Consider the following 26,707-nt stretch of genomic DNA (forward strand, 5'->3'; position numbering starts at 1 on the left):
ATACGTGGTGCTAACGGCCCGGTATCACCTGGAGCGGGGGCATTGTTGCGGAAATGGTTGCCTGCATTGCCCCTTTGATTACATCCAGGTACCTGAGCCTCGCCGTAGCACTTTGCTGAACAAAAGACAACAAGATGGCTACACGCAAAACACCCGGTAAACCAGCCTCTGAAAAGCTGGCTAATCTTACGCCTGCAGGTCGCAAAGAAACTTTCTTTGAATTGGTATTTGAAGTTGCCCGGCAGATACCGAAGGGGAGAGTCACTTCTTATGGGGCAATAGCAGCCTGCCTGGGCGCCAAATCATCCTCCCGGATGGTAGGTTGGGCCATGCATGGGGCCGACAGGGTAAAGCCCAAAATACCAGCTCACCGCGTGGTAAACCGCAATGGAATGCTTAGCGGAAAGCACCATTTTGCCACGCCTACCCGCATGAAAGAGCTGTTGGAAAAAGAAGGTATCAAAGTGAAGAAAGATACGGTTGTCAACTTTAAAGAATTATTCTGGGACCCTGCCAGTGAACTTATTTGAGTCAGGAGTTTAGAGTCGAGAGTTCGGAGTTGAAAACCAGGTGTCAGGAGCTCTGTCTTGGGAAGACAGGGCGGCAGGCTAGTTCTTTCCTTCCAATTGCTCCACTTCTTTAGCATTGAGGTTCAACAAAACGATAATGTTCTCCTTACGGGGCATGAACAACAGCAGCACCAACACATGAAATACTGCTAAAGCCAGAAAGGCATAATTGCCGGTAATAAAAAAGCAAACCACAGCCAGCAGCCCCGGTGCCTCTATCATGGCCCACCAGATGATACAGGCAGTACGATAAAGCCCCATCCTCGTTTCACCGGATCCGGTGCTATTACGAGCTTCCATCATTTTTCGTTTGAAGAGATTAAAGCCGATCAGGAGCAACGCAACAGAGCACAATACTGCCACCACCTGCAAGGTCCTTTCCATGGTTGGATCAATTGGCTTCAATTTACCCATTTGGAAAAGAAACAGCATAGCGGCTGTAAAGATGAGCAAGCCACCAGTTATTCCCAGGTGCAGTATTTTCAATGCTTTGAAGGAATCCTGTTGCATATAGCAGCTTTTAAACCCAATATACTTAATTATAATAAGGGCTAATAAGGAGGTATACGAGCACACCGGTAAAAGCTACATAGAACCATATGGGCCAGGTAATACGCGCCAGTTTCCGGTGTTTGGGGTATTCACCTATCAGGGCACGATAGGCTGTAAAAAGAATGAATGGCAATATGATCCCGGCGAGGGGAATATGGGTGATAAGAATGATATAATAGAACATGCGCAGCCCACCAGCCTGTGCTTTCTCAGCCTCGGTGACGATCCCATTATGGTCAAGGTCTCCAAACTTTGTATCGCCTGCAAAAAGGTGATGGCAGATATAGGATACGAGGAAAAGCACAGAGAGGATCATGGCGGTGATCATGATCTTTTTGTGCGCCCCGAGGGTTCTGCGTTTGGCAGTGATGAGTCCCGCTACGAGCAATACGGTCACTATAGAGTTGACAATGGCATTGAATGTAGCAAATGCATGTACATTGAAACCAAGGTCAACTTCCAGTTTAATACGGCTCAGCAACACAACAGCAGCAAATACCACGAAGGATACAATGCCTATAAGCCACCAGGCTTTTTTATCATTTTTCTGCAAAACGGGCGCTAACATAAAATATTATTGTTTGGTGTTTGTGCGTGGCCGGCGTACTACCCAAAGAAATATGGCTACCCCTGCAATGACCATCAGGAAGATGGGCCAAAGAGAAAGCAACTCAGCCAGTACGGGTGAAGACTCTCTTTTATCTTTTTCCAGCATCAGCAGGGTAAGGTCCTCTGCTAATTTGGCCAAAGCCACGGTATCGAGTCCGTTGTAATAGCCACGAATGATACCTTTCTTATCAATGAGCACAAATTTCTCGGTATGGATGAACATGGAATCCACTGTACCACCATCCTGGGCAGGCAGTTTGATCTCGTTCAGCATGTAATCATAGATCTCTTTCTTAGGTCCGGTGAGCATCCACCACACATCATGATTAACGCCGTACCTGTCTGCATACTTTTTGAGCACTGGAACAGAGTCTCTTTCAGGGTCAACACTAAAGGAAAGAAATTGAACAAAAGTGGTATCAATACGCTTGGTAATGTCTTTCATTTTCAAACTTACCTGCAAGCTTTTCATATTACGCGTAAGGGTAGGGCAGATGGAGGGACAGCGTGTAAAGAAGAAATCGGCAATAATAACGCGGCCCCGTAGTTCATCGAGTTCTACTTTTTTGCCCAGCTGGTTGGTGAAGGTGGCATTGGCCAACTGGTACCACACGGTATCGGTCACTTTTTTGCCATTGATCACAGTATCAATAGTCGTTTCGGGATAGTATTTACGGGGCATAGCAATGGCATCCCGGCTGGCCGTTTTTACAATAAAATAACTGGCTACCGGCAGCAGGATGGCTATACACAAGGCTAACAAAGCTTTCTGGCTCACGTTATTTATTTTGCTGCGCAAAGTTACCACAGGAAACGATGCAATGCTGGTTTTGGCTGGAAAAGGCCAATAAATAAAAATCCCGCCACTTGGCGGGATCCTTGAACTATATGAGTACCCTTTACAGGTGTTTAATGCACAGATTCAGGCTTGTGTGCTTCTTCTGCATGCTCACCATGAGCTGCTTTGGGCGCTACTATGGTAGTCCCCTGCTCTTTGTGATGCGGATCATAGTTATTGCGGAGATTCTTGTAGGAATTACCATCCCACAGAAAAGCGGCAATAAACCAGATGAACAACAAGGCAGGTACAGCAATGGTCATGATCATATTCTTGATCTCATGACGCAAGTGCATGAATTCGGCAATGATATAGAAGGCTTTGGCAGCGGTGAAAATGATATACAGTATGTTGAACATCAATTTCAAGGAGTGATAATGGGGTGCAATGAACATACCTACTACCAGCTCTACACAAGTGATACCTAACAGGATCCAGAAGGTTCTCCAGATGGCCTTGGTATCAAAATCATGCTTCGCTCCGTGTCCGTGTTCTTCAGTATGTGTTGTTTCAAACTTTTCCATATAAATATTTTGCGGTTGGCGTTGATCAAATCAAAATTAGAACAAATAGAAACAGGTGAATACAAATACCCAAACCAGGTCCACAAAGTGCCAGTACAGACCAGCTTTCTCGATCATCAGGTAATGCCCTCTGCGGTCAAATACACCCCTGTAGGTCATGATGAACATAACAATATTGATAATGACACCAGAGAATACGTGGAAACCATGGAATCCGGTAATGGTGAAGAAGAAGTTGCTAAAGTTGGTAGATGATTCTGTACCACCAAAGTTGGGGAATGGATTCTTACCCCACCAAGCGCCCTGATCGTGCAAGTGATGCCACTCCCAAGCCTGACAACCGAGGAAAGCAAGACCGCCTATGATGGTCCAGAATAACCATTTCAATACTTCTTTGCGGTTATTTTGATGACCGGCGCCTACTGCCAACACCATGGTCACAGAACTCATGATCAAAATGAAAGTCATTACGCTCACAAATACCAGGGGCAAGTGTGTATGACCTGCAAAAGGAAAGGAAGAGAACACCTGGTTAGGATCAGGCCAGCCATTGCTGGAGAATCGTACGGTGCCATAAGAAATCAGGAACGCGCCAAAAGTAAAGGCATCGCTCATCAGGAAATACCACATCATCAGCTTGCCATATTCCACATTGAAGGGACTTCTTCCGCCACCCCACCATTTTTGATTCGCTGGTACTGCTTGTGCCATGTGTTGCTATTAATTTATACTCAAAAAATGTTTTCTATAATTGACGGCTCAGGACTACCCTTTCCACAAAAAGAATACGAACAGGTATATCCACAACAGGTCTACAAAATGCCAGTAGGTACTTACTACTTCTACGGGTACCGAATTATAACTCCTGATCTTCGCACTGAATGCTTTAAAGAACATGATCAGTAAGGCAATGGCTCCGCCCAATACGTGCAGGGCATGCAAGCCAAAAATGATATACAGGAATTGCCCTGCTCCTGATCCCCCTTCCAGTTTCACACCAGATTGGAACAGATCTTTAAAACCAATGATCTGCATGCCAATGAACGCCACACCCAATACAGCGGTTACGGTAAGCAGGCTGCGGTATTGTTTCATATTCCGCTCCTTAAATGATTTAAGGGCTACCTGCATGGTCAGGCTGCTGATGAGCATAACGGCCGTTGAATAATAAAAGATCTTCGGCACCACTACGGTAGTCCATCCAGGCTGTTCCCCTTTTACGATGTAGGCGCTGGTAAGCCCGGCAAACATCATAATGATGCTGCCGATGGCAATCCACAAGGTAAACTTGTGGGGATGTATTTTTTGTTGATGCGTACTCACAATATTCATTCTAAATCAGTTCAATATTAAAATCTGTTACACAAGTTCATTTCTTCTTTTATGTCAATCGCTGACTTATACGCTATAATTTATCAGCCAACAATGCCAACAGCACGATCGGCAAATAGATATAACTGCTGAACATCACCCTCCTGGCGGCTTTTACTTCCATCTCACGATACAACCGTACGCTTTGCCAGGTCATGAAAATATTGGCAGCTACAATGATCCAGAAGCTTACCATCCCACTCATTCCCGTCAGGTATGGCAAGATGCCAACCGGTATCAATACCAGGGAGTAAATGATAGACTGTATGGCCGAATACTTACCTGGCCCTTCCACAGAAGGCATCAGTTTAAACCCCGCCTTGCTGTAGTCTGTATGCGCAATCCAGGCGATGGCCCAGAAATGCGGGAATTGCCAGAAAAACTGAATGGCGAACAGTACCCATCCGCCGGCACTCAGTTCATCCTGTCCGGCTGCCCAGCCAATCAGGCAAGGCAATGCACCCGGTACGGCTCCCAGTAATACGGCAACTGCACTTACCTTTTTCAATGGTGTATACATGAAAGCATAGATGAACCAGCTTACAGCAGCGACGATGGCGGACAACAGGTTAAAAAAATAACCCAGGATCAACAATCCGGCAACCACTGTTATAATTGCAAAGGCCCAGCCTTCTGTTATACTCATTCTACCAGACGCTACGGGCCTTTTGGCCGTACGCTTCATCATGGCATCGGTATCCTTTTCCACTACCTGGTTCACTGCGTTGGCGCTACCTGTTACCAGCATACCGCCTACAAAGAGCCAGATGATCATGGCCCAATCATACACCACCACTTTCGGAGCCAGCAGGTAACTAATTACAGCAGAAAACACCACCATGAAGCTGAGGCTGAACTTAATCAGCAACATATAGTCCCGTACCTTACCGGCTATTGTTAAAGAGCTATTGTGCTTCACGGTTTCCTCCTGCATCGATATTAGGTTTTGTGAGTTCACCTTTCGGCGAATGCAGACTTAGTGCTTACTCTCGTTAGGGCCAATAGGCTCCGTTTGAGGAATAAAATCACGTCCATCTTTACTATAATCATATGCCCAGCGGTGTACTTCCGGAATTTCTCCAGGCCAGTTACCGTGTCCGGGTCTGATAGGTGTAGTCCATTCCAGGGTAGTTGCACCCCATGGGTTCTGTGTGGTCACTTTTCTGCCCTTGAAAATAGAGTAGAAGAAGTTAAACAGGAACATCAATTGTACTGCGAAAACGATCATCGCTACAGTGGATATGAACTTATTGAGCTCAGCAAAATGTTTGAATGATTCCCAGCCTGAGTAATCCAGGTAGCGGCGGGGCATACCGGCCAAACCTTCATAGTGCATAGGCCAGAAGATGAGGTAGGCGCCTGCCAGGGTTACCCAGAAGTGGATATAGGCCATGGTATTGTTCAGGAAGCGACCATACATTTTGGGGAACCAGTGGTATACACCGGCAAACATGCCAAAGAAGGCAGAAACACCCATTACAATATGGAAGTGCGCAATTACAAAATAAGTATCGTGCAGGTGAATATCCAGTGTAGAGTTACCCAGGAAGATACCTGTAAGACCACCAGAGATGAACAGGCTAACAAAGCCGAGGGCGAACATCATACCAGGGGTAAACCTGATATTGGCTTTCCAGATAGTGGTGAGCCAGTTGAACACTTTGATGGCTGAAGGCACGGCAATCAGCAGGGTGAGGAGTACGAATACTGATCCCAGGAACGGATTGAGACCAGTCACAAACATGTGGTGCGCCCATACCAGGAAGGCCAGGATGGTGATGGCGAAAATAGAACCCACCATCGCCATATACCCAAAGATTGGTTTACGTGCGTTGATAGAGATGATCTCTGAAGCCATACCCATGGCAGGCAACAAGATGATGTATACCTCGGGGTGACCCAGGAACCAGAACAAGTGTTGATACAGAATAGCGCTACCACCTTCATTAGGCAATGCTTGTTTGGTAGCAGTTATATAAATATCAGACAGATAGAAGCTGGTGCCTCCGTGACGATCAAATAACAACAGAATGAAACCTGAAAGCAATACAGGGAAGGACAATACACCCAGTACAGCGGTAAAGAACAGGGCCCACATAGTCAGCGGCATCCTTGTCATAGCCATACCCTTTGTACGCATATTCAATACGGTAGAAATATAGTTCAAACCACCCAACAGGGAGGATACCACAAACATGGCCATCGCTACGATCCAGAGGTCCATACCCGTTTTGGAACCGGGGGAAGCATCACCCAGCGCACTCAACGGAGGATAGGCGGTCCAACCACCACTGAATGGACCGGTTTGGATAAAGAGTGAGGAAACCATCACCACGCTGGCGCCAAAGAAAAACCAGTAAGACAACATGTTCATGAATGGGGAGGCCATATCACGGGCGCCGATCTGCAGGGGGATGAGGAAGTTGGCAAAAGTACCGCTCAAGCCACCTGTCAACACGAAGAACACCAGTACGGTACCGTGCATGGTAACCAGTGCATAATAGTTTTCGGCAGATATCTTTCCACCTTTGGCCCAACGGCCAAGGATGTCTTCCAGCCAGGGAAAAGTTTGGTCGGGATAACCTAATTGCAAACGGAATAGCACAGACATCAGACCACCCAGGATACCCCATACCATGCCCGTAATCAGGAACTGTTTAGCGATCATTTTATGATCCTGGCTGAATACGTATTTGGTAATAAAGGTTTCTTTATGGTGATGCACATGATGCTCATCGTGGTGCACATCATGCGTGGTGACTACCTCAGGATGCCCGTGCAATGCTTCGTTGCTCATGATATATTATTTAATAGACGATGTTAATGCTGTTTCTTTTCTTCACAAAGCCATATTACTTATGGCTGCTAGCTACCGTTTTAAGGGTATCTTTTACACCTGCTGCTGCTCCTGTGCTGTCTGCAGCGGGCTTCGCAGCTTCAGGAGCCGGAAACGCTATTGCATAGGCAGGTTTCATTTTTGCTTTCCAAAGTATAAACTCTTCAGGAGTTACCACTTTAATAACACCCCTCATAGAGTAGTGCCCGTTACCACACATCTGGTCGCAGGAGATCTCATACTCAAATTTGGGATTGTTGGTGATCTTCTTCATCTCCTCTGTAGTATACTGAGGGGTAAACCACATGGTGGTAGGCGTACCAGGCACCGCATCCATCTTGAGGCGGAAGTGTGGCAAACCAACGTCGTGAATTACATCACGTGAATTGATGATCAATTTTACAGGTACCCCTTTTACCAGGTACATAGCGGTATTGTCTACCAGGTCATCAAAGCCAGCAGGATCGGCTTTCAGTTTAGCTTCACCAACAGGATTATTGTCCCTGTCTTTTTTAATGATGGTGGTATCAGTCCAGAGCAAGCCCAATTGGTTGCCGGTTGCTTCATCAATATTGCGGTAGTATTTCTTACCGAATGTGTTGTCTTTACCCGGATAGCGGTAGATCCAGCCAAACTGCTTACCGGTGATCTCCACCTGCATAGCATTTTCAGGCGCATCACCTGTCATACGGAACCAATAGAACAAACCAAACCCTACGAGTACGCAAAGTGCAATGGCAGGAACGGTGGTCCACAAAACTTCCAGCTTATTATTATGGGGATAATAGAAAGCCGTTCTTTTTTCACTGTGCTGGTATTTGAAAGCAAACCAGAACAACAGTACCTGCGTAATTACAAATACGATACCTGTAATGGCAATGGTAATCATCAACATGGTATCAATATTCTTACCATGCTCGGAGGCTGCAGGATATGGCATCAGGGTTTTAGGATAGAGCATTTTATTGCACCACCAAACGCCCACCAGTCCCAGCACCAGGAACACTACCATCAAAAACGCATTGATCCTGTTGTTTTGCTCGAAAGCCTTCTTCTCTCCTTTCAGCACAGATACATACTCACTGGCCTTGGCAATCTGAAACGTGATCAGAAAGCCCAGGATGAGAATCGCTAACAGAAGTATTCCAGTAGTTGTCATGATCAATCAATAAATTTAATTCGACCTATCAAAGTTTAAATGCTATTGAACAACACACACTTGTTTCGACACAATCAGGTGTGGTGTATGATACTTTCTTTTATGAACGGGTGGTTCCTGGCAATCAGCGGATGTTTGCTCATGGCGTTTCCTGTAGAATTCAGGATGATACCCACAAAACCAGCTGCGATACCGAAATCGAGCAACAGCATACCCAGGTTCACATGCTCAGGATCAATACTTGCAAACACCATTTGGTAGAAATCGAGCCAGTGACCAATAATTATCACTACTGCCATAAATACCATGGTCGTATAATTTCTCTTAGAGCCACGACGCATTAATATCAACAAGGGAGCCAGGAAGTTAATAATAAAGCTGAACCAGAAGATACCGCTATAAGCTCCGCCCTTATGACCTTGTGCAGAGATACGTGACTTAAAGTACACTGTTTCTTCAGGAATGTTGGCATACCAGATCAGCATGTACTGAGAGAACCACAGGTATGTCCAGAAAATAGAGAAGGCAAACATGAACTTGCCCAAATCATGCAAATGTTCATGATTAGTGTATTCCAGGTAACCCTGGTTTTTCATGAAGATCACAAAGAGAGCGATCAATGCCATGCCGGAAACAAAGGTGCTGGCAAAAGTGTACCAGCTATACATGGTAGAATACCAGTGTGCATCAATGCTCATGAGCCAGAACCAGGGAATGGTAGACATAACAGTCAAACCAAACCAAGCAATGAACAAAGAAGCCCAAACGGTGTTCTTAAAAATATACTTACGACCAGCTTCAACATCCGGTAAAGGATTGTTGTCGAGGGAGCGGGAAATCTGACGCATTTTTCTACCCAATGCGTACCATAATACAATGGTCAACACACTCCATATAGTATAGAAGGGAACATTCAGGAAGCCCTTTTTGCCTTCCAGGATGGCATCACCTTCGGGATGCAGCCAGTGGTATACATGGGTGCCGGGTACAAATACGAGACAAAGCAATACAACACCAGTAATGATGCCGATAGGTGCAACTGCTGTTGAGATGGCTTCAGTAACTCTTCTGAATGACATTTGCCATCCGCCCATAGCAAGAGTAGTAGCACAAATAAAGAACATAGCGGTGTTTACTACCAGCAGGAAGAAAGCGCTGTTCTGCAACAGGGCGCCCCAAAATAATTGGGGATGTTCGCCTCTTCCATAAGCGATAAATGCAATGATCACTGACAATACGCCTACTCCCATCAAACCTGTTGACCAGGTTTTATATCGCTTGGGTATTTCAAAAAATTCTCTTGAAGCCATTATCAACTTTTTATATTTTCAGTATCTCGTATCAGTTATTTTTTTGCAGTAGTATCAGCAGTCGCTGCCGCAGCTGTAGTAGTACCACCTTTTGATTCAGCCTGTTTAGCCTTGATGTACTGGATCACCATCCACCTTTGTGTGGTGCTCAGCTGTGAAGCGTAACTACCCATTTGTCCTTTACCATAAGTAACAGAGTAGAACATCTGTCCTGCAGGCATGTCTTCATATTTAATGTTGCCTACCAGTTTAGCGGGTGCAGCGCCATAAGGGCCATCTGTGCCATCGGTTCTTTTGTGCAGCACACCATTTCCATCCAATGCTTTACCATGACAAATACCGCAATTGACCAGGTATAAGCGTTCTGCTTCCGTAAGCTGTTTGGGGCTCAGGACAGTCAATGGATTAGCTATTTGTTTTGCCAATACGTAATTGGTAGAATCACCTTGTTTATCCATGGGCAGCGGGAAAGGAAGTAATTCACCTCTCTTGATCGTGCCGGGTACAGGCAGCGCATAGTAATTAATGCCTTGCGCATGCAAAGTATCCAGGGAAGAATAGGTTTCCACAGCACGGCTATAAGCCATATCCGGCATATAAACGCGACCGGGACTTCTCCTTACATCGTTGCAACTCCAGGCTACCAGGGCTACTAAAACAATTATGATTGATAATTTTTTCATCGTACTGAATATTCAGAGATTATGCTGTTACAGTTTCCGTTTTGTCTGCGTAAAGTTTGCTTTCCTTGTCATAACGACCTAACCACCAACCGGTTTCGGCATGTTGTACATTTACTTCTGTAGCTCCGAGACCGGACAAGAAAGTACTTGCTTCTGCATCATTGGTCTTGTCGGTGCACTCGATCACCATTACAAACTTATCGTCGGTAGCACGTAAATGGAAATGGTGCTTCTTTACAAAAGGAGCCAGCTGACAGAGGTAGCAAAAGGTCAATACCATGCCTACAGCAGCACATAATACGGTAAACTCAAACGTGATGGGTATCCAGGCTGGCAATGCCAGGTGAGGTTTACCACCAATATTGATTGGCCAGTCCCTTACAAAGATCCAGGAGATGCTACTCAAAGCTATGGTTGTACCGGTAATACCGTATACAAACCCGGCAGTGTGAAGACTGGTATCGCGCAGGCCCATAGCTGTATCCAATCCGTGGATAGGCATGGGGGTATATACATCATGCAGTTTATAACCGGCTTTGCGCACATTTTTTACTGCATTAAACAGTACATCTTCTTCCTCAAAGCAGCCCACTACAAATTTTTTAACCGCCATATAAGAATTTTAAAATTTCTGATCTCTTTATACCTGGTTTCTTAATCTGAACAATTTAGCATCTGATCATTTCCATCTCTTCTATTCTTTCACTCAATGCTTCACTTCCATCATTTATTAATGGTGAGCGTGTTGTGTTTCATGGAAATATTCTTCCACATCTTTTGCTTCCACATCCACCATTTTCTTCTTATAGTTTTCTCCTGACCTTTTCAGGATATGCTTGATCTCTGCGATAGCGATAACCGGGAAGAATTTGGAGAACAGGAAATAACAGGTGAAGAACAACCCGAAAGTACCCATGTAAAAACCAACTTCCCAAATGGTGGGGCGATAGTAGGTAGCCCAGCTACTGGGAATATAATCCCGGTAGATAGAAGTTACGATGATCACAAAACGCTCGAACCACATACCGATGTTCACGATCACAGACATGAAGAATGTAACTGCGATATTCCTTCTCATCTTGCGGAACCAGAAGATCTGTGGAGAGATCACGTTACAGCCCATCATCAACCAGTAGCTCCAGCCGTAGGGGCTGAAGAGGTTCAGCCTGTTCTGGAAGAAAGCCCAGTTCTCATATTTGTTGATACCGTACCAGGAGATGAATAGCTCTGTTAAGTAAGCGATACCTACTATAGAACCGGTCAACACGATTACTTTATTCATCACCTCGATGTGCTCGATGGTAATATAATCTTCCAGTTTCAACACTTTACGTGTTACCAGCAACAGGGTTTGCACCATGGCGAAACCGGAGAAGATGGCACCCGCAACGAAGTAAGGAGGGAAGATGGTAGTATGCCATCCCGGAATTACGGAAGTGGCGAAGTCAAAAGATACGATGGTGTGTACAGACAGTACCAGTGGGGTACTCAAACCGGCCAACACCAGTGATAAACTTTCGTGGCGTTGCCAGTGTTTGGTAGAACCGGTCCAACCAAATGACAGTACGCCATACATATGTTTTCTCCACTTCAGTTTAGCCCTGTCACGGATACTAGCCAGGTCAGGCAACAGACCAGAGTACCAGAATAACAGTGATACAGTGAAGTAGGTAGAGATGGCAAATACGTCCCACAACAACGGAGAGTTGAAGTTCACCCACAGCGGACCTCTGGTGTTGGGGTAAGGCAGTACAAAGAAGGCCATCCACACACGGCCCATGTGCCAGATCGGGAACTGGCCCGCGCACATTACGGCAAAAATGGTCATGGCTTCTGCAGCACGGTTTACACCTGTACGCCATCCCTGGCGGAAAAGCAACAGGATCGCAGAGATCAGTGTACCGGCGTGACCGATACCTACCCACCACACGAAGTTGGTGATATCCCAACCCCATCCGATGGTTTTATTAAGGTTCCACTGACCCACCCCATAGGTTACTTCACGGTAGATGGAATACACACCGAATAATAACAGGATGACGGAGATAATGAAGCCAATCCACCACGCACGGGTAGGAGGCGCTTCAATAGGGCGCACTATATCTTCCGTAACCTGGTGATAATTCTTCGAGCCATCCACCAATGGGGGTCTTACTAACGATTCGTACTTTGATGCCATGTTTATTAGCTTTTAGCTATCAGCTTTTAGGCTTTAGCTGAAAATTTTAGTTTTTAGACCTTATCTTATCTACGCTTCAAATACTGTTTGCTCTAATGATGGCCGGCAGCCTCTTTCTTCTCCGTTGCATGTGCTTCAGCCAATACAACCTTTTCTCCGCTCAATACACCATGGTTGCTGATCTCATCGGTATTACGCACTTTAGCCAGGTAATTGATATTGGGCAGTACGTGAATTTGCTCCAGTGCATGGAACAGGCGCATTTTGTTCTGCTGACGCACCTGGCTCACAGCACTCTTAGGATTGTTAGCATTACCAAACACGATGGCATCAGCGGCACAAGCTTGTTGACAAGCTGTTTTCACATCCTCATCTTCCAGCGGACGATCGGCTTTCTTGGCCTTCAGCTTGCCTTCCTGCAAACGCTGTACGCAGAAGGAGCATTTTTCAATTACACCACGGCTACGTACGGTTACGTCAGGATTCAATACCATCCTGGTAAGATCGTCGTTCATCATCAGCACCACATCATCCAGTTTGCCTTCTTCTACCAGCGGACGCTGATTATCGGCAAAGCTGTCGGCTCCCATATAGTCGGCCCAGTTGAAGCGACGTACTTTGAAAGGACAGTTATTAGCGCAATATCTCGTACCGATACAACGGTTATAGGTCATTTGGTTCAATCCTTCGCTGCTGTGGTTGGTAGCGGCTACGGGACAAACGTTTTCGCAAGGCGCATTATCGCAATGCTGACAAAGCATGGGTTGGAATACTGTTTGGATGCTTTCAGGATCCTCAGGATTGCCGCTGAAATAACGGTCAATACGCAACCAGTGCATATCATGGTAGCGCATTACTTCACGCTTACCTACCACAGGAATATTGTTCTCAGCGTTACAAGCTACCACGCAGGCGCCGCAACCATAACAGCTGTTGAGGTCAATACTCATTCCCCATTTGATACCGGGACGATCATAAGCAGGATACAATGTTCCTTCTTTTTCGAAATCGTTGATACCACCCCAGGGCTCGAGCTCCTTGGCCCTTTCGTTATATATTACTTTGGGATCTTCTTTGAATTCTTTCAGGGTTACTTCTTTCAGTACTTCCTGGCGGCCTTCGTAGCTGTTGTGTGTTTGCACCATGGCTACTTTGTAAATCTCTTCAGTTTTGGCAACTGTAACATCTGTTGCCGTCCACTCGATGGTAGAACCATTGTAGCTGGTGAAAGGATAAGCGTTCTTACCGAGGGATGTGTTATCCATGGTAATTACTGATCTGCCGATCTCCTTAGCCCTTCCGTAACCTACTGCCACAGCAATGGTATTGGATTGCATTCCAGGAATAACAATTACGGGAAGGGAAATCTCTTTGTTACCCACTTTCAGCTTTATAACAGGCTTACCGGGGTTGATCTCATATTTATCAGCTTCCCAGCGATCGCTCAGGTTAATGCCATATTCTTTCGCCATTACCGGAGAAATGATAGCATAGTTGTCCCAGCTTACGCGGGTAATAGGATCGGGCATTTCCAGCAGCCAGGGGTTGTTACCCTGCTTACCATCGCCCAAGGATACTTTCTGGTAGATCACCAGTTCCACAGGGCCTGATTTCTTCAGTGCGGCAGCGGTTGATAGAGCTTGTGCCACAGCGCCACCGTTGAAGGCAGGGGCTGTACCTGCAGGGGCTGCTTCGATCACACCATCCTGCAGTGCTTTTGTATAGAGATCGTAACCACCCAGACGGTTAACCCAGTAGTTCTTGAAGTAAACATCATAAGCAGTAACAGCATTACCAGCCCATTTCAGGAGAGAATCCTGGAATGGTCTTGTCTGGAACAAGGGAGCAATGGTAGGCTGCATCATGCTGAATAAACCTGCTTTAGGTTCAGCATCGCCCCAGCTCTCCAGGAAGTGAGGAGCGGGCAGAATATATTTACATTCCTTCGTTGTTTCATCCTGCCTGTCATTGAACGATACAGACACTTTTACACGCTGAAGGGCTTTTTTGAATCTTTCGCCATCAAAATATTCGTAAGCGGGGTTTACACCGTATACCAGCAGTGCACCTACACGACCAGCTTCCATATCGGCTGTGAGGGTAGCGATATCACTGTCGAGGCCCTGGTGAGACAGGATGGTAGAACCAAAGCTGATGGTAGAACCATAAGCGCCGATCGCTTCGTTGATAGCATTTACAATGATCTGAATGCTGGGATTATTGCTGTTGCTCACCACTAGTCCTTTGCCTCTGTTGGCAGTCAGGTCTTTGGCGGCTTTCTCAATACCCTCTTTCAGCTTGCCGGTAACACCTGCAGCACCTTGTCCGTTTACGGCACTCAGTAAGGCAGCAGCTACTACACCAGCTTCAGAAGGACGGTGTGTAAAGCGCTCATCAGCATTGGCACCGGTCATGCTCATCATGCTTTCAAACTGGTAGTGCTTGCTTAAAGTAGGGTTCTTTTCGTCCACTTTCCTGCCGGCAGTATAACCACGTTGAAATTCGATGGGGCTGAGCCAGGTACCGAGGAAGTCGGCGCCGAAGCTTACAATTACATTGGCATTCTCAAACTGGTAAGAAGGGATGGCTTTTACACCATGGGTAGCTTCATTGGCCAGCAGGATACCGCTATAAGAAACTGCATCAAACTGAACGTGGCGGCTACCGGGGTATTTGGCCAGGAATTCAGCGATGATCTGTTTGGTAGTGGGAGAAGTAACAGTACCGGTAAGTACTACTACAGGAGCGCCACCCAGTACAGCCAGTGCATCACCGATCATTTTGTCGATGGACTCATAGCTGGCGGCCGAACCGTTGGCCATGGGATGCTTTAAGCGGGCTGTATCATACAGGTCCAGTACGGAAGCCTGTACGCGGGCAGTTGTAGCGCCTTTTGTATAGGATGATAAGGTATTACCTTCTATTTTGATGGGGCGTCCGTCACGCACTTTGGCTATTACCGGAATGGCCTCACCACCACTTACGTAAGTGGTAGCATAATAATCAGCTACACCTGGTATAAGGTCTGCGGGCCTGTTTACATAGGGGATAGCCTTACGTACAGGCGTTTCGCAACTGGCAGCCACCATAGCAGCAGCGGTGCTAAAGCCAAGATATTTTAAGAAGTCTCTGCGGGTAGCGGAAGCATCGGCTAATCCGCTGCTTTCAGTTTGCTGAGACTGTAATGGTTCGGGGAATTCATCTTTGGCCAACTGCTGATGGGCTTCACTGTTATTGAGCTCTGTAAAACTCTGCCAGTACTTTTTTTTAGCCATTTATATTAATTTGAGAATTAGGCAATTTGATAATTTGAAAATTAGGCCGTAGTTTTTTTAATGAGCGGACTACATCTTCAACGCTTGAACCTTTATTTGTGCTTTTGAAAACCTGGCGACGCAAGGGCATTTTCAAATTTTCAAATCAACACATTTGCATATTAGTAGTGACATTTTTGACACTCCAGGCCACCGATATCGGCAACAGTTACACTGTCTCTTGTACCGGCCTTGATCTCATTGTGGTATTTTTCGTAAATGCTATAGAATTTATTTCCATCGCCTTTATCGTTGTTGAAATCCACTTTAGTAGTACGGTGACAGTTTACGCACCAGCTCATGCTCAGTTCACTGGCCTGGTACACTTCATGCATGGCGGTGATCTCACCGTGACAGGTTTGGCACTGAACCTTACCAGCCTTTACGTGCTGAGAGTGGTTGAAGTATACGTGGTCGGGCAGGTTGTGAATCCTGGTCCATTCAACACCTTTACCTTTTCCGGTGTATTGTTTTTTAACAGGATCGTATCCCGCAGCGGCATAGATCTTTTGGATCTCGGCAGTACCGTTTACTTCTGTACCATCTTCTCGGTGAATTGGCGCGCCGGTATATTCATTGATCGTAAGGTGACAGTTCATACACACATTCACAGAAGGAATGGTGGCGCTTTTACCTTCCATCGCGCTGCCGTGGCAATACAGACAGTTGATCTGGTTGGTGCCGGCGTGTACTTTGTGTGAGTAGAAGATAGGCTGCTCTGGCTGGTAAGATTTTTGACGACCTAAACCAATAGCGCCTTTTACTACATAGAAACCACCCACAACAAACAGGAGCAGGGTAAGCAGGGTGATGTATGTTTTATTGCGGTAGAAAGGGATGGGCTCACCGGATGGAATACCATCTTTATCATCGGCCAGTTTGCGCAGGTTGGCGTTTACCTGCAACATTACGAAAGCGATTACGGCCAGGATGAGAGTCAATACACCGTAGAGGATCGCATTATCGCTATCTCCCATTTTGCCATCTGGTACTTTACCACCACCTGAATCAGGCCCAGCTACAGGCACTTTATATTCCCTTACATATTTGAGGATCGCTTCAATTTCAGGATCTGTCAATGATGGGAATACGCTCATCGCCGTATTGTTCCACTGCTTGAAAAGATTGTTAAAATAGGGATCTCCCGATTTCAATACTTTGGAGTTGTTGCGGATCCATTCGTGTAGGAGTTTTTTATCCTTCACACGGTCTTCGACACCTTTTAGGGCAGGGCCAGTCATGTCTTTTACCACACTGTGACACTGGGCGCAATTGTCCTGGAATAATGTTTTTCCATCCTGCGCTGCCATCTTGTTTCCGAACGACAATACAACGATCAATAATGCACTGAGAAGAGTTCTTTTGACAATTGGTCTATGGTCAATCATATCAGTTGAATATGATGAGATTATGTGGAAAAATTTCCTGAATTGGCTGCAAAAATAAGTCAGGATTTCAACAAAATATCAACATGTTTAAATTTTTTTTAACGTAGACTGGGCGCGGGTTTCAGCCAATTTATTGTATCATGTTTCATTCTGTCATGACATTTATGTCATGTTTTTGTCACCCGCTTTTGGGAATGAGGCAACCTGAATTTTCGGTAGAACAGATGAAGATTTAAAAACATATAGAGGTTTTTAGGGTCACGAATGCTGTTGCAATCCCTGTAAACGTCAGATGTCCAACCTTTTATTGTAGTTGTGAGAAAATATTCCGGTAATTTTTTTTAGTAGTCAGCTTTAGTTTAACGATACTCCGATCCCGATTGCTTCAGAGATCGAAGTTACATCTTACGACTTCAACAATATAATAACCCAACCGGATCGTCTAAAACAGGGATCAAACCCGGACCAAACAGGGACCAAACTCGGACCAAAGACGGATAAAGTCACTGTTTCAGGTCTGTTTGACCTATGCTTGAATATTCTTTATTTTATATATGTTACACACACTTATATGTGGAAAGTACTACCAGCCTTTGTCAAAGGCCTAAAGCGCAAGCATCCTTTACCCCGTAATCAACGAAACCGGTGAAGAAGGTGGCATGGTTGAATTAACTGTTTTATCTGTGGTTAATTTGCTGCACTTTTGCGTGCATGTTTGAAAGGCTTCAACAGAAATGGAAGGTCAACGGATGGCGCTTACTGCTCATCCTGGTCACTTTTGCACTGGGTGGCAGCCTTTGTGGATGGCTGGGCCGCAAACTATTGGGTCTATTTGAGATCGAATCGACCATTGTACGCATACCTCTTTATATAATCCTGGTAACGATCCTCTGGCCTTTTTGCGTGATCATCATCAGCATCCCTTTCGGGCAGTTTATGTTTTTCAGGAGCTATCTGAAGAAGATGGGCAATAGAATGAGGGGAAAGAATAAGAATACAGAATTCAGAATACAGAATTCAGAATCCGGAGAGCAGTATACAGAAGCCAAAATTCGGAATACAGAAGCTGGAAAACAGCATTCAGAACCCGTGAAAACGAATACATTGAAACAAGAAGAGATCAGTCACCAGCCTTTAACTTCATCGGCCACCAGCCAGCAACCAGTTACGCGTGTTGCCCTATTTGCTTCCGGAGCAGGCTCGAATGCTCAAAAGATCATTGATTATTTCCGGGACAGCAAGACGGTCAGCATCGTCCTGATCGCCTGCAATAAACCCGGGGCAGGGGTACTGAACATTGCGGAAAAGGAGCATATTCCGGTACTTATGATCGAAAAGGAAGCCTTTTTCCGGGGAAATGGTTATGTGGATGAGCTCAAAACAGCTGGCATTGATTTTATAGTATTAGCAGGATTCCTCTGGAAAGTTCCTGCTACACTTACTGCTGCCTACTCCAACAAAATTGTAAATATCCACCCTGCACTCCTGCCCCGCTATGGCGGCAAGGGCATGTATGGGATGTTTGTGCATGAGGCCATTATTGCCGCCGGTGAACGGGAAAGCGGTATTACGATCCATTATGTAGATAATGTATACGATAACGGAGCTATTATTTTCCAGGCTACCTGTGCCATTGAACCCGGCGATACGCCTGCCATGCTGGCGCAGAAGGTACACGAGCTGGAACATGCACATTATCCCCGCATTATTGAACAAGTGATCGGACATCTGCAAAAGCAACGTTAAATTGGCAACCAGTACCCTGAATGTCACAATCTTACCGTAATATCACAGCCTTAATTTTACCTTTTTGCTCCGAACGGTACTGATCATATTATGCCTGTTGCTGCTGACGGCAGCTACACAGACGGCCATTGGCCAGGTCCGGATCAGCGGGCGGGTGTTCGATATGTCTCAATCCAATCCCATGCAGGCGGTGAGTGTATTGAGCAATTCGGGAACAGGTACGATCACTGACTCCCTCGGCAGGTATACGATTGTGGTTCCCGAAACAGATTCGATCTGGTTTTCCTACCTGGGCAAGCCAACTCCCAAATATGCGGTACAAAATATCCGCAACATCCAGCTTTTTGAGGTAGCTCTTCATGTGAACGTTACGGAGCTTAAGCAGGTAATGGTAAAGCCCCGCAATTATAAAATGGATTCGATCCAGAACCGGCTGGACTATGCCAAGGCCTTTAATTTCCAAAAGCCGGGTATCGGCATATCCATGAATCCGCCCAGTTCCGGCACTTCGCCGGCGGGCGTAGGGCTTGACATGGATGAATTCATCAATATCTTTCGTTTCCGGCGCAACCGCAATATGATAGCTTTCCGGGAAAGACTGGAGCGGGAAGAGATCGACAAATACATTGATCACCGGTTCAGCCGCGCCCTCGTGATCAAACTGACCAAGCTGAAAGGTCCGGACCTGGACACCTTTATGGTGCGCTACCGTCCCCCTTTATTCCTGGTGCAAAATGCCACGGAATACGAATTCCAGTCCTATATCAAAAAAAGCTTCGAGAAGTTCCACAAACTGCAACTGATCATGGGCGAGTTGAAGAAAGAGGACTAGGTATTGGCTTTTAGGTATTAGCTTTTAGCTAAAACCGAACAGCCAGCTCCTCACTGCTGGCTTCATAAGCTTTAATTCCTATCTTGAAGTTCTATTCAACCTCCCTGTTATATGAAAAAAATAACCTGGCTGATTGCCTGTTTGCTAATCGCAGGTATCGCCTTTTCGCAAAACAAACCGACCCCGGTTGTTATTACGCCCGTACCTGCTCCTGCAGCAGCCGGTTTTTCAGCAGAACGATTGCAGCGCATAGATGGCATTTTAGCTGAATATGTAGACAAAGGACGCATGAATGGCGCGGTGGCGCTCATCATACACAATGGCAAGATCGCCTATTATAAGAGTGTGGGTTATGATAAAGATGCGAATACGCCCTTGCAAAAGGATGCCATTTTTCGCATCGCCTCGCAAACGAAGGCCATTACCAGTGTAGCGGTGATGATGCTTTATGAGGAAGGCAAGTTTCTGCTGGATGACCCTATCTCCAATTATATCCCGGAGTTCAGAAAGCCTGTGGTTCTAGACAAATTCAACAAAGCCGATTCTTCCTATACATCTGTTCCCAGCAAAAGAGAGATCACGATCCGTGATCTGCTCACGCATACATCGGGCATCGGGTATGCACAGATAGGTTCCCCGGAAGCCAATGCCATTTATGCCAAAGCCGGCGTAGTGGGCGGTATTGGTGTAGGTAAAATACTATTGGCGGACAAAATGAAGATACTGGGGCGCCTGCCGCTGATGCATCACCCGGGAGAGAAATGGACGTATGGGCTGAATACGGATGTATTGGGGTACCTGGTGGAAGTAACATCGGGCATGAGCCTGGATGCTTTCCTGCGCAAGCGCATCTTTGAACCGCTGGGCATGAAGGATACCTACTTCTACCTGCCCAAGGAAAAATACAAAAGGTTGGCGATGCTCTACACGGAAGATACTGCCACCGGACGGGTGGTTCCCATGCCGGAAAGGATCGGCATCAACGGAGAGTTTGCCCGTGATTATCCAGCTACGGAAGGCACTTATTTTTCGGGTGGCGGTGGATTGTCTTCCACGATCTATGATTATGCCATCTTCCTGCAAATGATGTTGAATGACGGAATCTACAATGGCAAGCGCATTCTGAGCCGCAACTCGGTGCGGATGATGACGATGAACCAGATAGGCGATATTAGCCGGGGTCCCAATAAATTTGGACTGGGCTTTGGCATCACCACGGAAAAAGGAAGTGCGGTACTGCCAACGCAGGAAGGCACTTTCGAATGGGGCGGTATGTTTGCGACCAGCTATTGGGTTGATCCGAAGGAAAAACTGGTAGCCCTGCTCTATAGAAATATATACCCCACGCGGTGGGGCAATTTGGGTAATCTGTTCAAGGTACTGGTGTACCAGGCTATTAATAATTAAGACCATTAAACCTTCAACCTACTGCTTATGGATCCTTTTCACAATGAATTAAAAAAAGAGTTTCAGCTCGAGCGTATGATCCTTTTTAGTGATGCTGTATTTGCCATTGCTATTACGCTGCTGGTGATTGAAATTAAAGTACCGGAGCTGGCAGAAGAGCATTTTACAGAAAAAGAATTGCTGAAAAGCCTGGGGCACCTCATGCCTAAGATAGTGGGATTTTTGATCAGTTTTTTCCTGATCGGTAATTACTGGATGGTACATCATCGCCTGTTTGGGTATGTTGTTAATTACAATAAAAGATTGCTGTGGATAAACCTGCTTTTTTTATTGTCTATTGTATTGATGCCCTTTAGTACGGGTATCTTTGGTGAGTATTCCACACCACAGGGCCTTTACCTGAAAACGCCATTGATCATCTATGTACTGAACATTTGTTTTATTGGTTTTATGTTGTACAGATTATGGAGTTATATCTCCAACCCGGTCAATCAACTGGCAGAGCATTTACCGCACCCCGCATTGGTTCGGGTGGCCAAAATACGGGCATTGCTGGTACCAGCTATTTTTTTGCTCAGTATCCCGGTTTCTTTTATTGAGCCGCCTTTCCTATCCAGGTATGTATTCTTATTGGTATTTCCTATAATGCGGATCATTCAAAAAAGGGCGGATAAAAAACTAAAATTTCAACCTCAATCATAAAATATTCTATGCGCAAAACCATTTTCCCGCGTTTGGGCATGTTGGCCATATTGCTAGCCTGCACTATTTACGGCTATACACAAGCCAGTATGGTACCGGCTTTTATCACGGACAGTCTTGATACCTATGTTGAGCGGGCGCTGAAGGACTGGCAGATACCCGGCGTAGCGGTCTGTGTGGTGAAGGATGGAAAAGTGGTGGTGATGAAAGGTTATGGTGTACAGGAGGCTGGTACGAATAATAAAGTAGATACGAATACGCTCTTCATGATCGGCTCCAATTCGAAGGCCTTTACGGCCACGGCGCTGACCATGCTGGATGCGGATAAGAAGTTATCGCTGGATGACCATGTTCAGAAATGGTTGCCCGATTTTAAGCTCTACGATCCCTGGGTGGCTAAGGAAGCCAATATCAGGGACCTGCTTTGTCATCGCCTGGGCTTTGAGACGTTTCAGGGGGACTTTATGTACTTCGATTCGGATCTTACTTTACAGGAAGTGCGGGAGAAGTTTGGCAAGGTAAAACCGGAATATAGTTTTCGCAGCAAATGGGGCTATACGAATGCGGCCTTTATGACAGCGGGAGAGATCATCCCCAAGGCATCGGGTAAGACGTGGGCGGAATTTTTGCGGGAGCGGATATTTACGCCGCTGAATATGACGCATACATTGGCCCTTTCAAAAGAAATACTCACTGCTTCGAATAAAGCATCGGCGCATACGGTAGACAAAGGGGTGCTGAAAAAGATACCTTATGGCAATATCGACAATATGGCCCCGGCCGGGGCCATCAGCTCTTCTGTAAGTGATATGAGCCATTGGTTACTGATGTTGCTAAACAATGGTAAGTACCATGACAAGCAGGTAGTGAGTCCCGGCGCTATTGGGCAAACACGGCTTCCCCATTCTATTTTGGGTAATGGCGGTCATATGTTCAACAAAGCGCATTTCTCGCTGTATGGCCTGGGCTGGTTCCTGGAAGAGTACAGCGGGCGTAAGTTTGTAGGACATACAGGTGGGGTGAACGGGTTTGTGACCAGTGTGGCGATGGTACCGGAAGAAAAGCTGGGCATTATTGTATTCACGAATACGGATGCCAACAATTTCTATGAGGCGCTGCGATATGAAATTATGGATGCTTACCTGGGATTGCCTTACCGCAATTACAGTAATGTGTACCTTGGTTTCAGTAAGGGGCAGGAAAAGCAAACTGCGGACTGGCTCAAAAAGAAACAGGATACGATCGCTACGAAACCTGCCACGGGCCTGGCGCTTACGGCCTATGCAGGAGACTATGCGCATGAGGTGTATGGCAAGATGAGCATTAAGCCGGAGAACGGTAAACTGGTGGCGCGCTTCGAACACCACAAGGGGCGTTACGCTACATTGGAGCCGCTGGGAGGCAATCGTTTCCTGGCCACCTACAGTGAAGCGTTGTATGGCATCAAGGAATGGCCTTTTACGGTAGACAAGGGCAAGGTAAAGTCTGTCACAGTAACGATGGCTGACTTTGTAGAGTTCACCCCCTATGAATTTTATAAAAAGTAAAGAATATGGATCAACTTACACTGGGTATTGGTACGAGGCTGCAGCATACGCATTTTGGACCGGGGGTTATTGTAGGAATACGTTTTGCTACTTACCTGATCTCTTTTATCAACCATGGCGTCAAAGAGGTGGATAAAAATGATACGCATCTCGATGAGATCATCCCGGAAAATGTAACGGCAGAAATTGAAACGCATTCGGAGGTAGAGAAGTCGCTGCTGAAGATACTAAGGCTTTGGGGCGGGCTCAGTGAGATCGTTCCGCTGGGGGACCGCTGGCAGGGTGGCATGCTGCTTTTGCAGCCGGCGGACAAATCACAAAAACCCAAGGAAGTGCCGATCGAGGGCTTCTTCCATAAGGTGGTGATGCTGCGGGACAGGCTGCGGGTGCTGGAGCAGCAGATCAATGCACACAAGCAATTAAGTGACGAAGACAAGGTAAACCTGCAACAATACATAACGCGCATTTATGGATCGCTCACCACTTTCAATGTGCTGTTTAGAAATAAAGAACAGTGGTTTGTGGGTGAAAAGGGGTCCAAAGAGGACTAAGGTGGGGTTTTATTCCCGGTGGTACCCGGATTGGCAGGTTTGAGGTAGCAAGTTTTATCTATAAGGGATACATGTTTCCCCTTAGCAGGACAAAACGTAACTCAAAACATTATACAAGGACCATAAAGCCATCTATCTTTATGCTTTCATAGGATAAGGTTTAATGGTTAATGTATTTGATTAGTGCGACCCCGGCTTTACAGCCGGGGTTTCTTTTTATCGCGGATCAAATGATTATCGTGGATTGCGCCGATTTGTGCACGTTCGCCATTTAAGGACCACCTATTTGCGTCGTCGTCGCGCAGATTGCTGCATGTTCTGCCTGCATTTCAAAGTATGGCATTTCGTATCTTGGATGCCAAACCAAGTAAGTACTCATTCCATGAAAAAGTTATTTCTCCTTTTATGCTTGCTTCCCCTACAGTTATTGGCGCAATCAACTACTGAACAAGTGGCGGCCTGGCAGCAACAGGCGCAGGATATTACGATCATCCGCGACAATTGGGGTGTACCCCATATTTATGGGAAGAAGGATGCGGACTGTGCTTTTGGTATTATGTATGCCCAATGTGAAGATAATTACCGTCAGCTGGAAGAATCTTTCATTGGCCCACTGGGGCGTGCAGCCGAATTATATGGAGAGGACCGCTTGCAGGGTGATGTGAGTATTGCTTTATTTGAATGTGTGAAGAAGGCGAAGGCGGATTATGCCAGCGCCTCATCATTCATAAAAAGTCTTTGCAACGGTGCGGCTGCTGGTATTAATTATTATTTATACAAACACCCTGATACTGTGCGCCGGTTATTAGAGCACTATGAACCCTGGTTCTTTTTGCTGCCGGGCATAGATAATCCTTCGGGCCATGGCATTACATCGGCTGAGATAAGAAGCTACAACAATACCATGTTGCCCGGCCACACCCCTGAAGGGGAAGAAGACAATTCTATAGAAGAGCGGGAAAACGGGTCCAACGCGATGGCCATTGCACCCTCTCATTCGGCGAGTGGGCAAGCCATGCTGCTGATCAATCCGCATGTGAACTTCTTTGGCAATGGACAGCGGTATGAATGTCACCTGATCAGTGAACAGGGCCTGAATGTATCGGGCTTTGCTATCTTTGGCACATTCTATATCTGGAGTGGTTTTAATCCCTACAGCGGATGGACACATACTAATTCAGGCGTAGACTTTACGGATGTGTACCTGGAGCGCTTTGACAATGCTGCTGATCCCTCTTTGTATCGATATGGCAATGGCTATCGCACGGCAACGATTTGGACTGATACGGTTCGTTACAAGACGGCTGCCGGCCTGCAAAGCAAAGCGGTCTTGCTGCGTAAAACGCATCACGGGCCTGTAGTAGCCAAGCGGGATTCCTTCCTGGTAAGCATGAAAAATCTAACAGACCCTCAATCCAGTTATATAGAGCAGTGCTGGAAGATGTGCCGTTCGAAGAACCTACGGCAGTTTAAGGCTGCTATGAACAAGCGGACCCTGGGTTATCCCAATACGATGTATGCGGACAGGGATGGCAACACAGCTTACTGGCATGGCAATGCCGTACCCAAACGTTCTACGCAGTTCGACTGGCGCTCTCCTGTTGATGGAAGCAATCCGGCTACTGAATGGCAAGGGCTGCACCGGCTGAAGGATATTATCCAGGTAATTAATCCGGCTTCGGGATGGATACAGAATTGCAATTCCACTCCCTACCTGGCAGCCGGCTCAAGCAGCCCCAAACAAGGGGACTATCCGGCCTATATGGCCTATGACAAACAAACCTTCCGGGCGGTAGAAGCTGTGCGGCTATTGTCGGCAACAGATAAAATATCTTATGCTGATTTTGAAAAGCTGGTCGTGAGTAATCACCTGCCGATGATGGCCAACTGGTTGCCGCAAATATTAGCAGCTTATGATAGCATGGCAACCACTTCACCGGCATTAAAAGAAAAACTGGGTGCGGTGGCGGATACGTTACGCCGGTGGAATTACCGGTATGGGCTCAACAGCCAGGCTACGAGCATTGCTGTGATGTGGTATTTACAATATGATAACTGGAACAATAGCCAGCCAAAGCAATCGGCGGCTGATGACAATGCCACTAACCTGCAGGGCAACGAATTGCCGATGAGTGGCGCCACAGCAGTAGATCTGTTGAGCAAGGCTGTGGAAGCATTGAACAAGAGGTTTGATACGGCCTTCGTTAACTGGGGCGATATCAATCGCCTGCAAAGACTGCAAAGTCCGTCGGACAATTTTGACGACAATAAACCCAGTTGGCCGGTAGCGGCAGTACCCAGTCCATTGGGTTCCCTGTTTGCCTTTGGCAATGGATTCACACGTGGCCAACAAAAGTTTTATGGCGCCCGTGGTAATACGTATACAGCCATTGTAAGTTTTGGCCCACGCATACAGGCGCGCTCGATCATGTATTTTGGTCAAAGCGCCAATCCCTCCTCTTCGCATTACCTCGATCAGGCGCCTTTGTATGCAGCAGGGAAATTTAAAGATGCCTGGTTCTATAAGGAGGATGTGTTAACACATGCTGAAAAAACCTATCACCCCGGTGAGTAATGTGACTACCGCTTA

24 protein-coding genes are annotated in these 26,707 nt (G+C 46.3%); 9 read left to right on the top strand and 15 right to left on the bottom strand.

From position 1 onward, the window contains the following. The first annotated feature begins 7 nt into the window (after positions 1-7). Together D3H65_RS22310 and D3H65_RS22315 are read left to right on the top strand one after the other, a co-directional pair. On the top strand, positions 8-160 hold the full coding sequence (locus tag D3H65_RS22310) for a DUF5522 domain-containing protein (protein ID WP_245999773.1): 153 nt from the start codon (positions 8-10) through the stop codon (positions 158-160). Beyond that, positions 135-530, top strand: coding sequence for an MGMT family protein (locus D3H65_RS22315; protein ID WP_119052441.1), 396 nt, complete (start codon positions 135-137; stop codon positions 528-530). The genes D3H65_RS22310 and D3H65_RS22315 overlap by 26 nt, the downstream gene beginning before the upstream one ends. 78 nt (positions 531-608) lie before the next feature. On the opposite strand, the gene D3H65_RS22320 is transcribed toward D3H65_RS22315, so the two are convergent. The 15 genes from D3H65_RS22320 to D3H65_RS22390 all read right to left on the bottom strand — a co-directional run bounded on the left by D3H65_RS22320 (position 609) and on the right by D3H65_RS22390 (position 17,332). Further along, positions 609-1,079, bottom strand: coding sequence for a hypothetical protein (locus D3H65_RS22320; RefSeq protein WP_119052442.1), 471 nt, complete (start codon positions 1,077-1,079; stop codon positions 609-611). Positions 1,080-1,104: 25 nt separating this feature from the next. After that, positions 1,105-1,689, bottom strand: coding sequence for a DUF420 domain-containing protein (locus tag D3H65_RS22325; RefSeq protein WP_119052443.1), 585 nt, complete (start codon positions 1,687-1,689; stop codon positions 1,105-1,107). Between the two features lie 6 nt (positions 1,690-1,695). Further along, positions 1,696-2,508, bottom strand: coding sequence for an SCO family protein (locus tag D3H65_RS22330; RefSeq protein WP_119052444.1), 813 nt, complete (start codon positions 2,506-2,508; stop codon positions 1,696-1,698). Positions 2,509-2,639: 131 nt separating this feature from the next. Further along, entirely contained in the window at positions 2,640-3,092 is a 453-nt protein-coding gene (locus D3H65_RS22335) for a cytochrome C oxidase subunit IV family protein (RefSeq protein ID WP_119052445.1), read from the bottom strand. Positions 3,093-3,128: 36 nt separating this feature from the next. After that, positions 3,129-3,803, bottom strand: coding sequence for a cytochrome c oxidase subunit 3 (locus D3H65_RS22340; protein WP_119052446.1), 675 nt, complete (start codon positions 3,801-3,803; stop codon positions 3,129-3,131). Between the two features lie 54 nt (positions 3,804-3,857). Then, positions 3,858-4,424 carry a cytochrome c oxidase subunit 3 gene (locus D3H65_RS22345; protein ID WP_119052447.1) on the bottom strand — a complete coding sequence of 189 codons (567 nt, stop codon included), beginning with the start codon at positions 4,422-4,424 and terminating at the stop codon, positions 3,858-3,860. A 73-nt stretch (positions 4,425-4,497) separates the two neighbouring features. Next, complete coding sequence (gene cyoE / locus D3H65_RS22350; protein WP_119052448.1) at positions 4,498-5,397, bottom strand: heme o synthase; 900 nt, start codon at positions 5,395-5,397, stop codon at positions 4,498-4,500. A 42-nt stretch (positions 5,398-5,439) separates the two neighbouring features. Next, complete coding sequence (locus D3H65_RS22355) at positions 5,440-7,260, bottom strand: cytochrome c oxidase subunit I (RefSeq protein ID WP_119052449.1); 1,821 nt, start codon at positions 7,258-7,260, stop codon at positions 5,440-5,442. Between the two features lie 55 nt (positions 7,261-7,315). Next, a complete protein-coding gene (locus D3H65_RS22360; protein ID WP_119052450.1) occupies positions 7,316-8,458 on the bottom strand; it encodes a cytochrome c oxidase subunit II in 1,143 nt (380 codons plus the stop codon). A 74-nt stretch (positions 8,459-8,532) separates the two neighbouring features. Further along, positions 8,533-9,768, bottom strand: coding sequence for a quinol:cytochrome C oxidoreductase (locus D3H65_RS22365; RefSeq protein ID WP_119052451.1), 1,236 nt, complete (start codon positions 9,766-9,768; stop codon positions 8,533-8,535). Positions 9,769-9,803: 35 nt separating this feature from the next. Further along, positions 9,804-10,451, bottom strand: coding sequence for a c-type cytochrome (locus D3H65_RS22370; protein ID WP_119052452.1), 648 nt, complete (start codon positions 10,449-10,451; stop codon positions 9,804-9,806). 19 nt (positions 10,452-10,470) lie between these two features. Continuing rightward, on the bottom strand, positions 10,471-11,064 hold the full coding sequence (locus D3H65_RS22375; protein WP_119052453.1) for a DUF3341 domain-containing protein: 594 nt from the start codon (positions 11,062-11,064) through the stop codon (positions 10,471-10,473). 117 nt (positions 11,065-11,181) lie between these two features. Next, entirely contained in the window at positions 11,182-12,630 is a 1,449-nt protein-coding gene (gene nrfD, locus D3H65_RS22380) for an NrfD/PsrC family molybdoenzyme membrane anchor subunit (RefSeq protein WP_119052454.1), read from the bottom strand. Positions 12,631-12,722: 92 nt separating this feature from the next. Next, complete coding sequence (locus D3H65_RS22385) at positions 12,723-15,905, bottom strand: TAT-variant-translocated molybdopterin oxidoreductase (protein ID WP_119052455.1); 3,183 nt, start codon at positions 15,903-15,905, stop codon at positions 12,723-12,725. A 161-nt stretch (positions 15,906-16,066) separates the two neighbouring features. After that, positions 16,067-17,332 carry a c-type cytochrome gene (locus tag D3H65_RS22390; RefSeq protein ID WP_119052456.1) on the bottom strand — a complete coding sequence of 422 codons (1,266 nt, stop codon included), beginning with the start codon at positions 17,330-17,332 and terminating at the stop codon, positions 16,067-16,069. Positions 17,333-18,043: 711 nt separating this feature from the next. On the opposite strand from D3H65_RS22390, the gene D3H65_RS22395 reads away from it, so the two are divergent. The 7 genes from D3H65_RS22395 to D3H65_RS22425 all read left to right on the top strand — a co-directional run bounded on the left by D3H65_RS22395 (position 18,044) and on the right by D3H65_RS22425 (position 26,692). Continuing rightward, the gene (locus D3H65_RS22395) at positions 18,044-19,078 is read left to right on the top strand and encodes a phosphoribosylglycinamide formyltransferase (RefSeq protein WP_245999563.1); all 1,035 of its coding nucleotides are present in this window, start codon (positions 18,044-18,046) and stop codon (positions 19,076-19,078) included. Between the two features lie 64 nt (positions 19,079-19,142). Further along, the gene (locus D3H65_RS22400) at positions 19,143-19,910 is read left to right on the top strand and encodes a carboxypeptidase-like regulatory domain-containing protein (protein ID WP_119052457.1); all 768 of its coding nucleotides are present in this window, start codon (positions 19,143-19,145) and stop codon (positions 19,908-19,910) included. 111 nt (positions 19,911-20,021) lie between these two features. Continuing rightward, positions 20,022-21,317: a serine hydrolase domain-containing protein gene (locus D3H65_RS22405; protein ID WP_119052458.1), complete on the top strand. Its 1,296-nt coding sequence runs from the start codon at positions 20,022-20,024 to the stop codon at positions 21,315-21,317. Positions 21,318-21,344: 27 nt separating this feature from the next. Next, complete coding sequence (locus tag D3H65_RS22410; protein WP_119052459.1) at positions 21,345-22,019, top strand: TMEM175 family protein; 675 nt, start codon at positions 21,345-21,347, stop codon at positions 22,017-22,019. Between the two features lie 8 nt (positions 22,020-22,027). Next, on the top strand, positions 22,028-23,566 hold the full coding sequence (locus D3H65_RS22415) for a serine hydrolase (RefSeq protein WP_119052460.1): 1,539 nt from the start codon (positions 22,028-22,030) through the stop codon (positions 23,564-23,566). A gap of 5 nt (positions 23,567-23,571) precedes the next feature. After that, positions 23,572-24,117, top strand: coding sequence for a hypothetical protein (locus tag D3H65_RS22420; protein WP_119052461.1), 546 nt, complete (start codon positions 23,572-23,574; stop codon positions 24,115-24,117). A gap of 382 nt (positions 24,118-24,499) precedes the next feature. After that, positions 24,500-26,692, top strand: a complete 2,193-nt coding sequence (locus tag D3H65_RS22425) for a penicillin acylase family protein (RefSeq protein WP_162915771.1) — start codon at positions 24,500-24,502, stop codon at positions 26,690-26,692. Positions 26,693-26,707 lie beyond the last annotated feature (15 nt).

Source organism: Paraflavitalea soli (assembly GCF_003555545.1).
GTDB classification, from domain to species: Bacteria; Bacteroidota; Bacteroidia; order Chitinophagales; family Chitinophagaceae; genus Paraflavitalea; species Paraflavitalea soli.

Coding starts and splice junctions, on each gene's coding strand:
- D3H65_RS22345 (WP_119052447.1), bottom strand. CDS start 4,424: ATGAATATTGTGAGTACGCATCAACAAAAAATACATCCCCACAAGTTT.
- D3H65_RS22395 (WP_245999563.1), top strand. CDS start 18,044: ATGTTTGAAAGGCTTCAACAGAAATGGAAGGTCAACGGATGGCGCTTA.
- D3H65_RS22405 (WP_119052458.1), top strand. CDS start 20,022: ATGAAAAAAATAACCTGGCTGATTGCCTGTTTGCTAATCGCAGGTATC.
- D3H65_RS22360 (WP_119052450.1), bottom strand. CDS start 8,458: ATGACAACTACTGGAATACTTCTGTTAGCGATTCTCATCCTGGGCTTT.
- D3H65_RS22355 (WP_119052449.1), bottom strand. CDS start 7,260: ATGAGCAACGAAGCATTGCACGGGCATCCTGAGGTAGTCACCACGCAT.
- nrfD (WP_119052454.1), bottom strand. CDS start 12,630: ATGGCATCAAAGTACGAATCGTTAGTAAGACCCCCATTGGTGGATGGC.
- D3H65_RS22340 (WP_119052446.1), bottom strand. CDS start 3,803: ATGGCACAAGCAGTACCAGCGAATCAAAAATGGTGGGGTGGCGGAAGA.
- D3H65_RS22370 (WP_119052452.1), bottom strand. CDS start 10,451: ATGAAAAAATTATCAATCATAATTGTTTTAGTAGCCCTGGTAGCCTGG.
- D3H65_RS22410 (WP_119052459.1), top strand. CDS start 21,345: ATGGATCCTTTTCACAATGAATTAAAAAAAGAGTTTCAGCTCGAGCGT.
- D3H65_RS22335 (WP_119052445.1), bottom strand. CDS start 3,092: ATGGAAAAGTTTGAAACAACACATACTGAAGAACACGGACACGGAGCG.
- D3H65_RS22415 (WP_119052460.1), top strand. CDS start 22,028: ATGCGCAAAACCATTTTCCCGCGTTTGGGCATGTTGGCCATATTGCTA.
- D3H65_RS22390 (WP_119052456.1), bottom strand. CDS start 17,332: ATGATTGACCATAGACCAATTGTCAAAAGAACTCTTCTCAGTGCATTA.
- D3H65_RS22325 (WP_119052443.1), bottom strand. CDS start 1,689: ATGTTAGCGCCCGTTTTGCAGAAAAATGATAAAAAAGCCTGGTGGCTT.
- D3H65_RS22425 (WP_162915771.1), top strand. CDS start 24,500: ATGAAAAAGTTATTTCTCCTTTTATGCTTGCTTCCCCTACAGTTATTG.
- D3H65_RS22385 (WP_119052455.1), bottom strand. CDS start 15,905: ATGGCTAAAAAAAAGTACTGGCAGAGTTTTACAGAGCTCAATAACAGT.
- D3H65_RS22375 (WP_119052453.1), bottom strand. CDS start 11,064: ATGGCGGTTAAAAAATTTGTAGTGGGCTGCTTTGAGGAAGAAGATGTA.
- D3H65_RS22320 (WP_119052442.1), bottom strand. CDS start 1,079: ATGCAACAGGATTCCTTCAAAGCATTGAAAATACTGCACCTGGGAATA.
- cyoE (WP_119052448.1), bottom strand. CDS start 5,397: ATGCAGGAGGAAACCGTGAAGCACAATAGCTCTTTAACAATAGCCGGT.
- D3H65_RS22315 (WP_119052441.1), top strand. CDS start 135: ATGGCTACACGCAAAACACCCGGTAAACCAGCCTCTGAAAAGCTGGCT.
- D3H65_RS22365 (WP_119052451.1), bottom strand. CDS start 9,768: ATGGCTTCAAGAGAATTTTTTGAAATACCCAAGCGATATAAAACCTGG.
- D3H65_RS22420 (WP_119052461.1), top strand. CDS start 23,572: ATGGATCAACTTACACTGGGTATTGGTACGAGGCTGCAGCATACGCAT.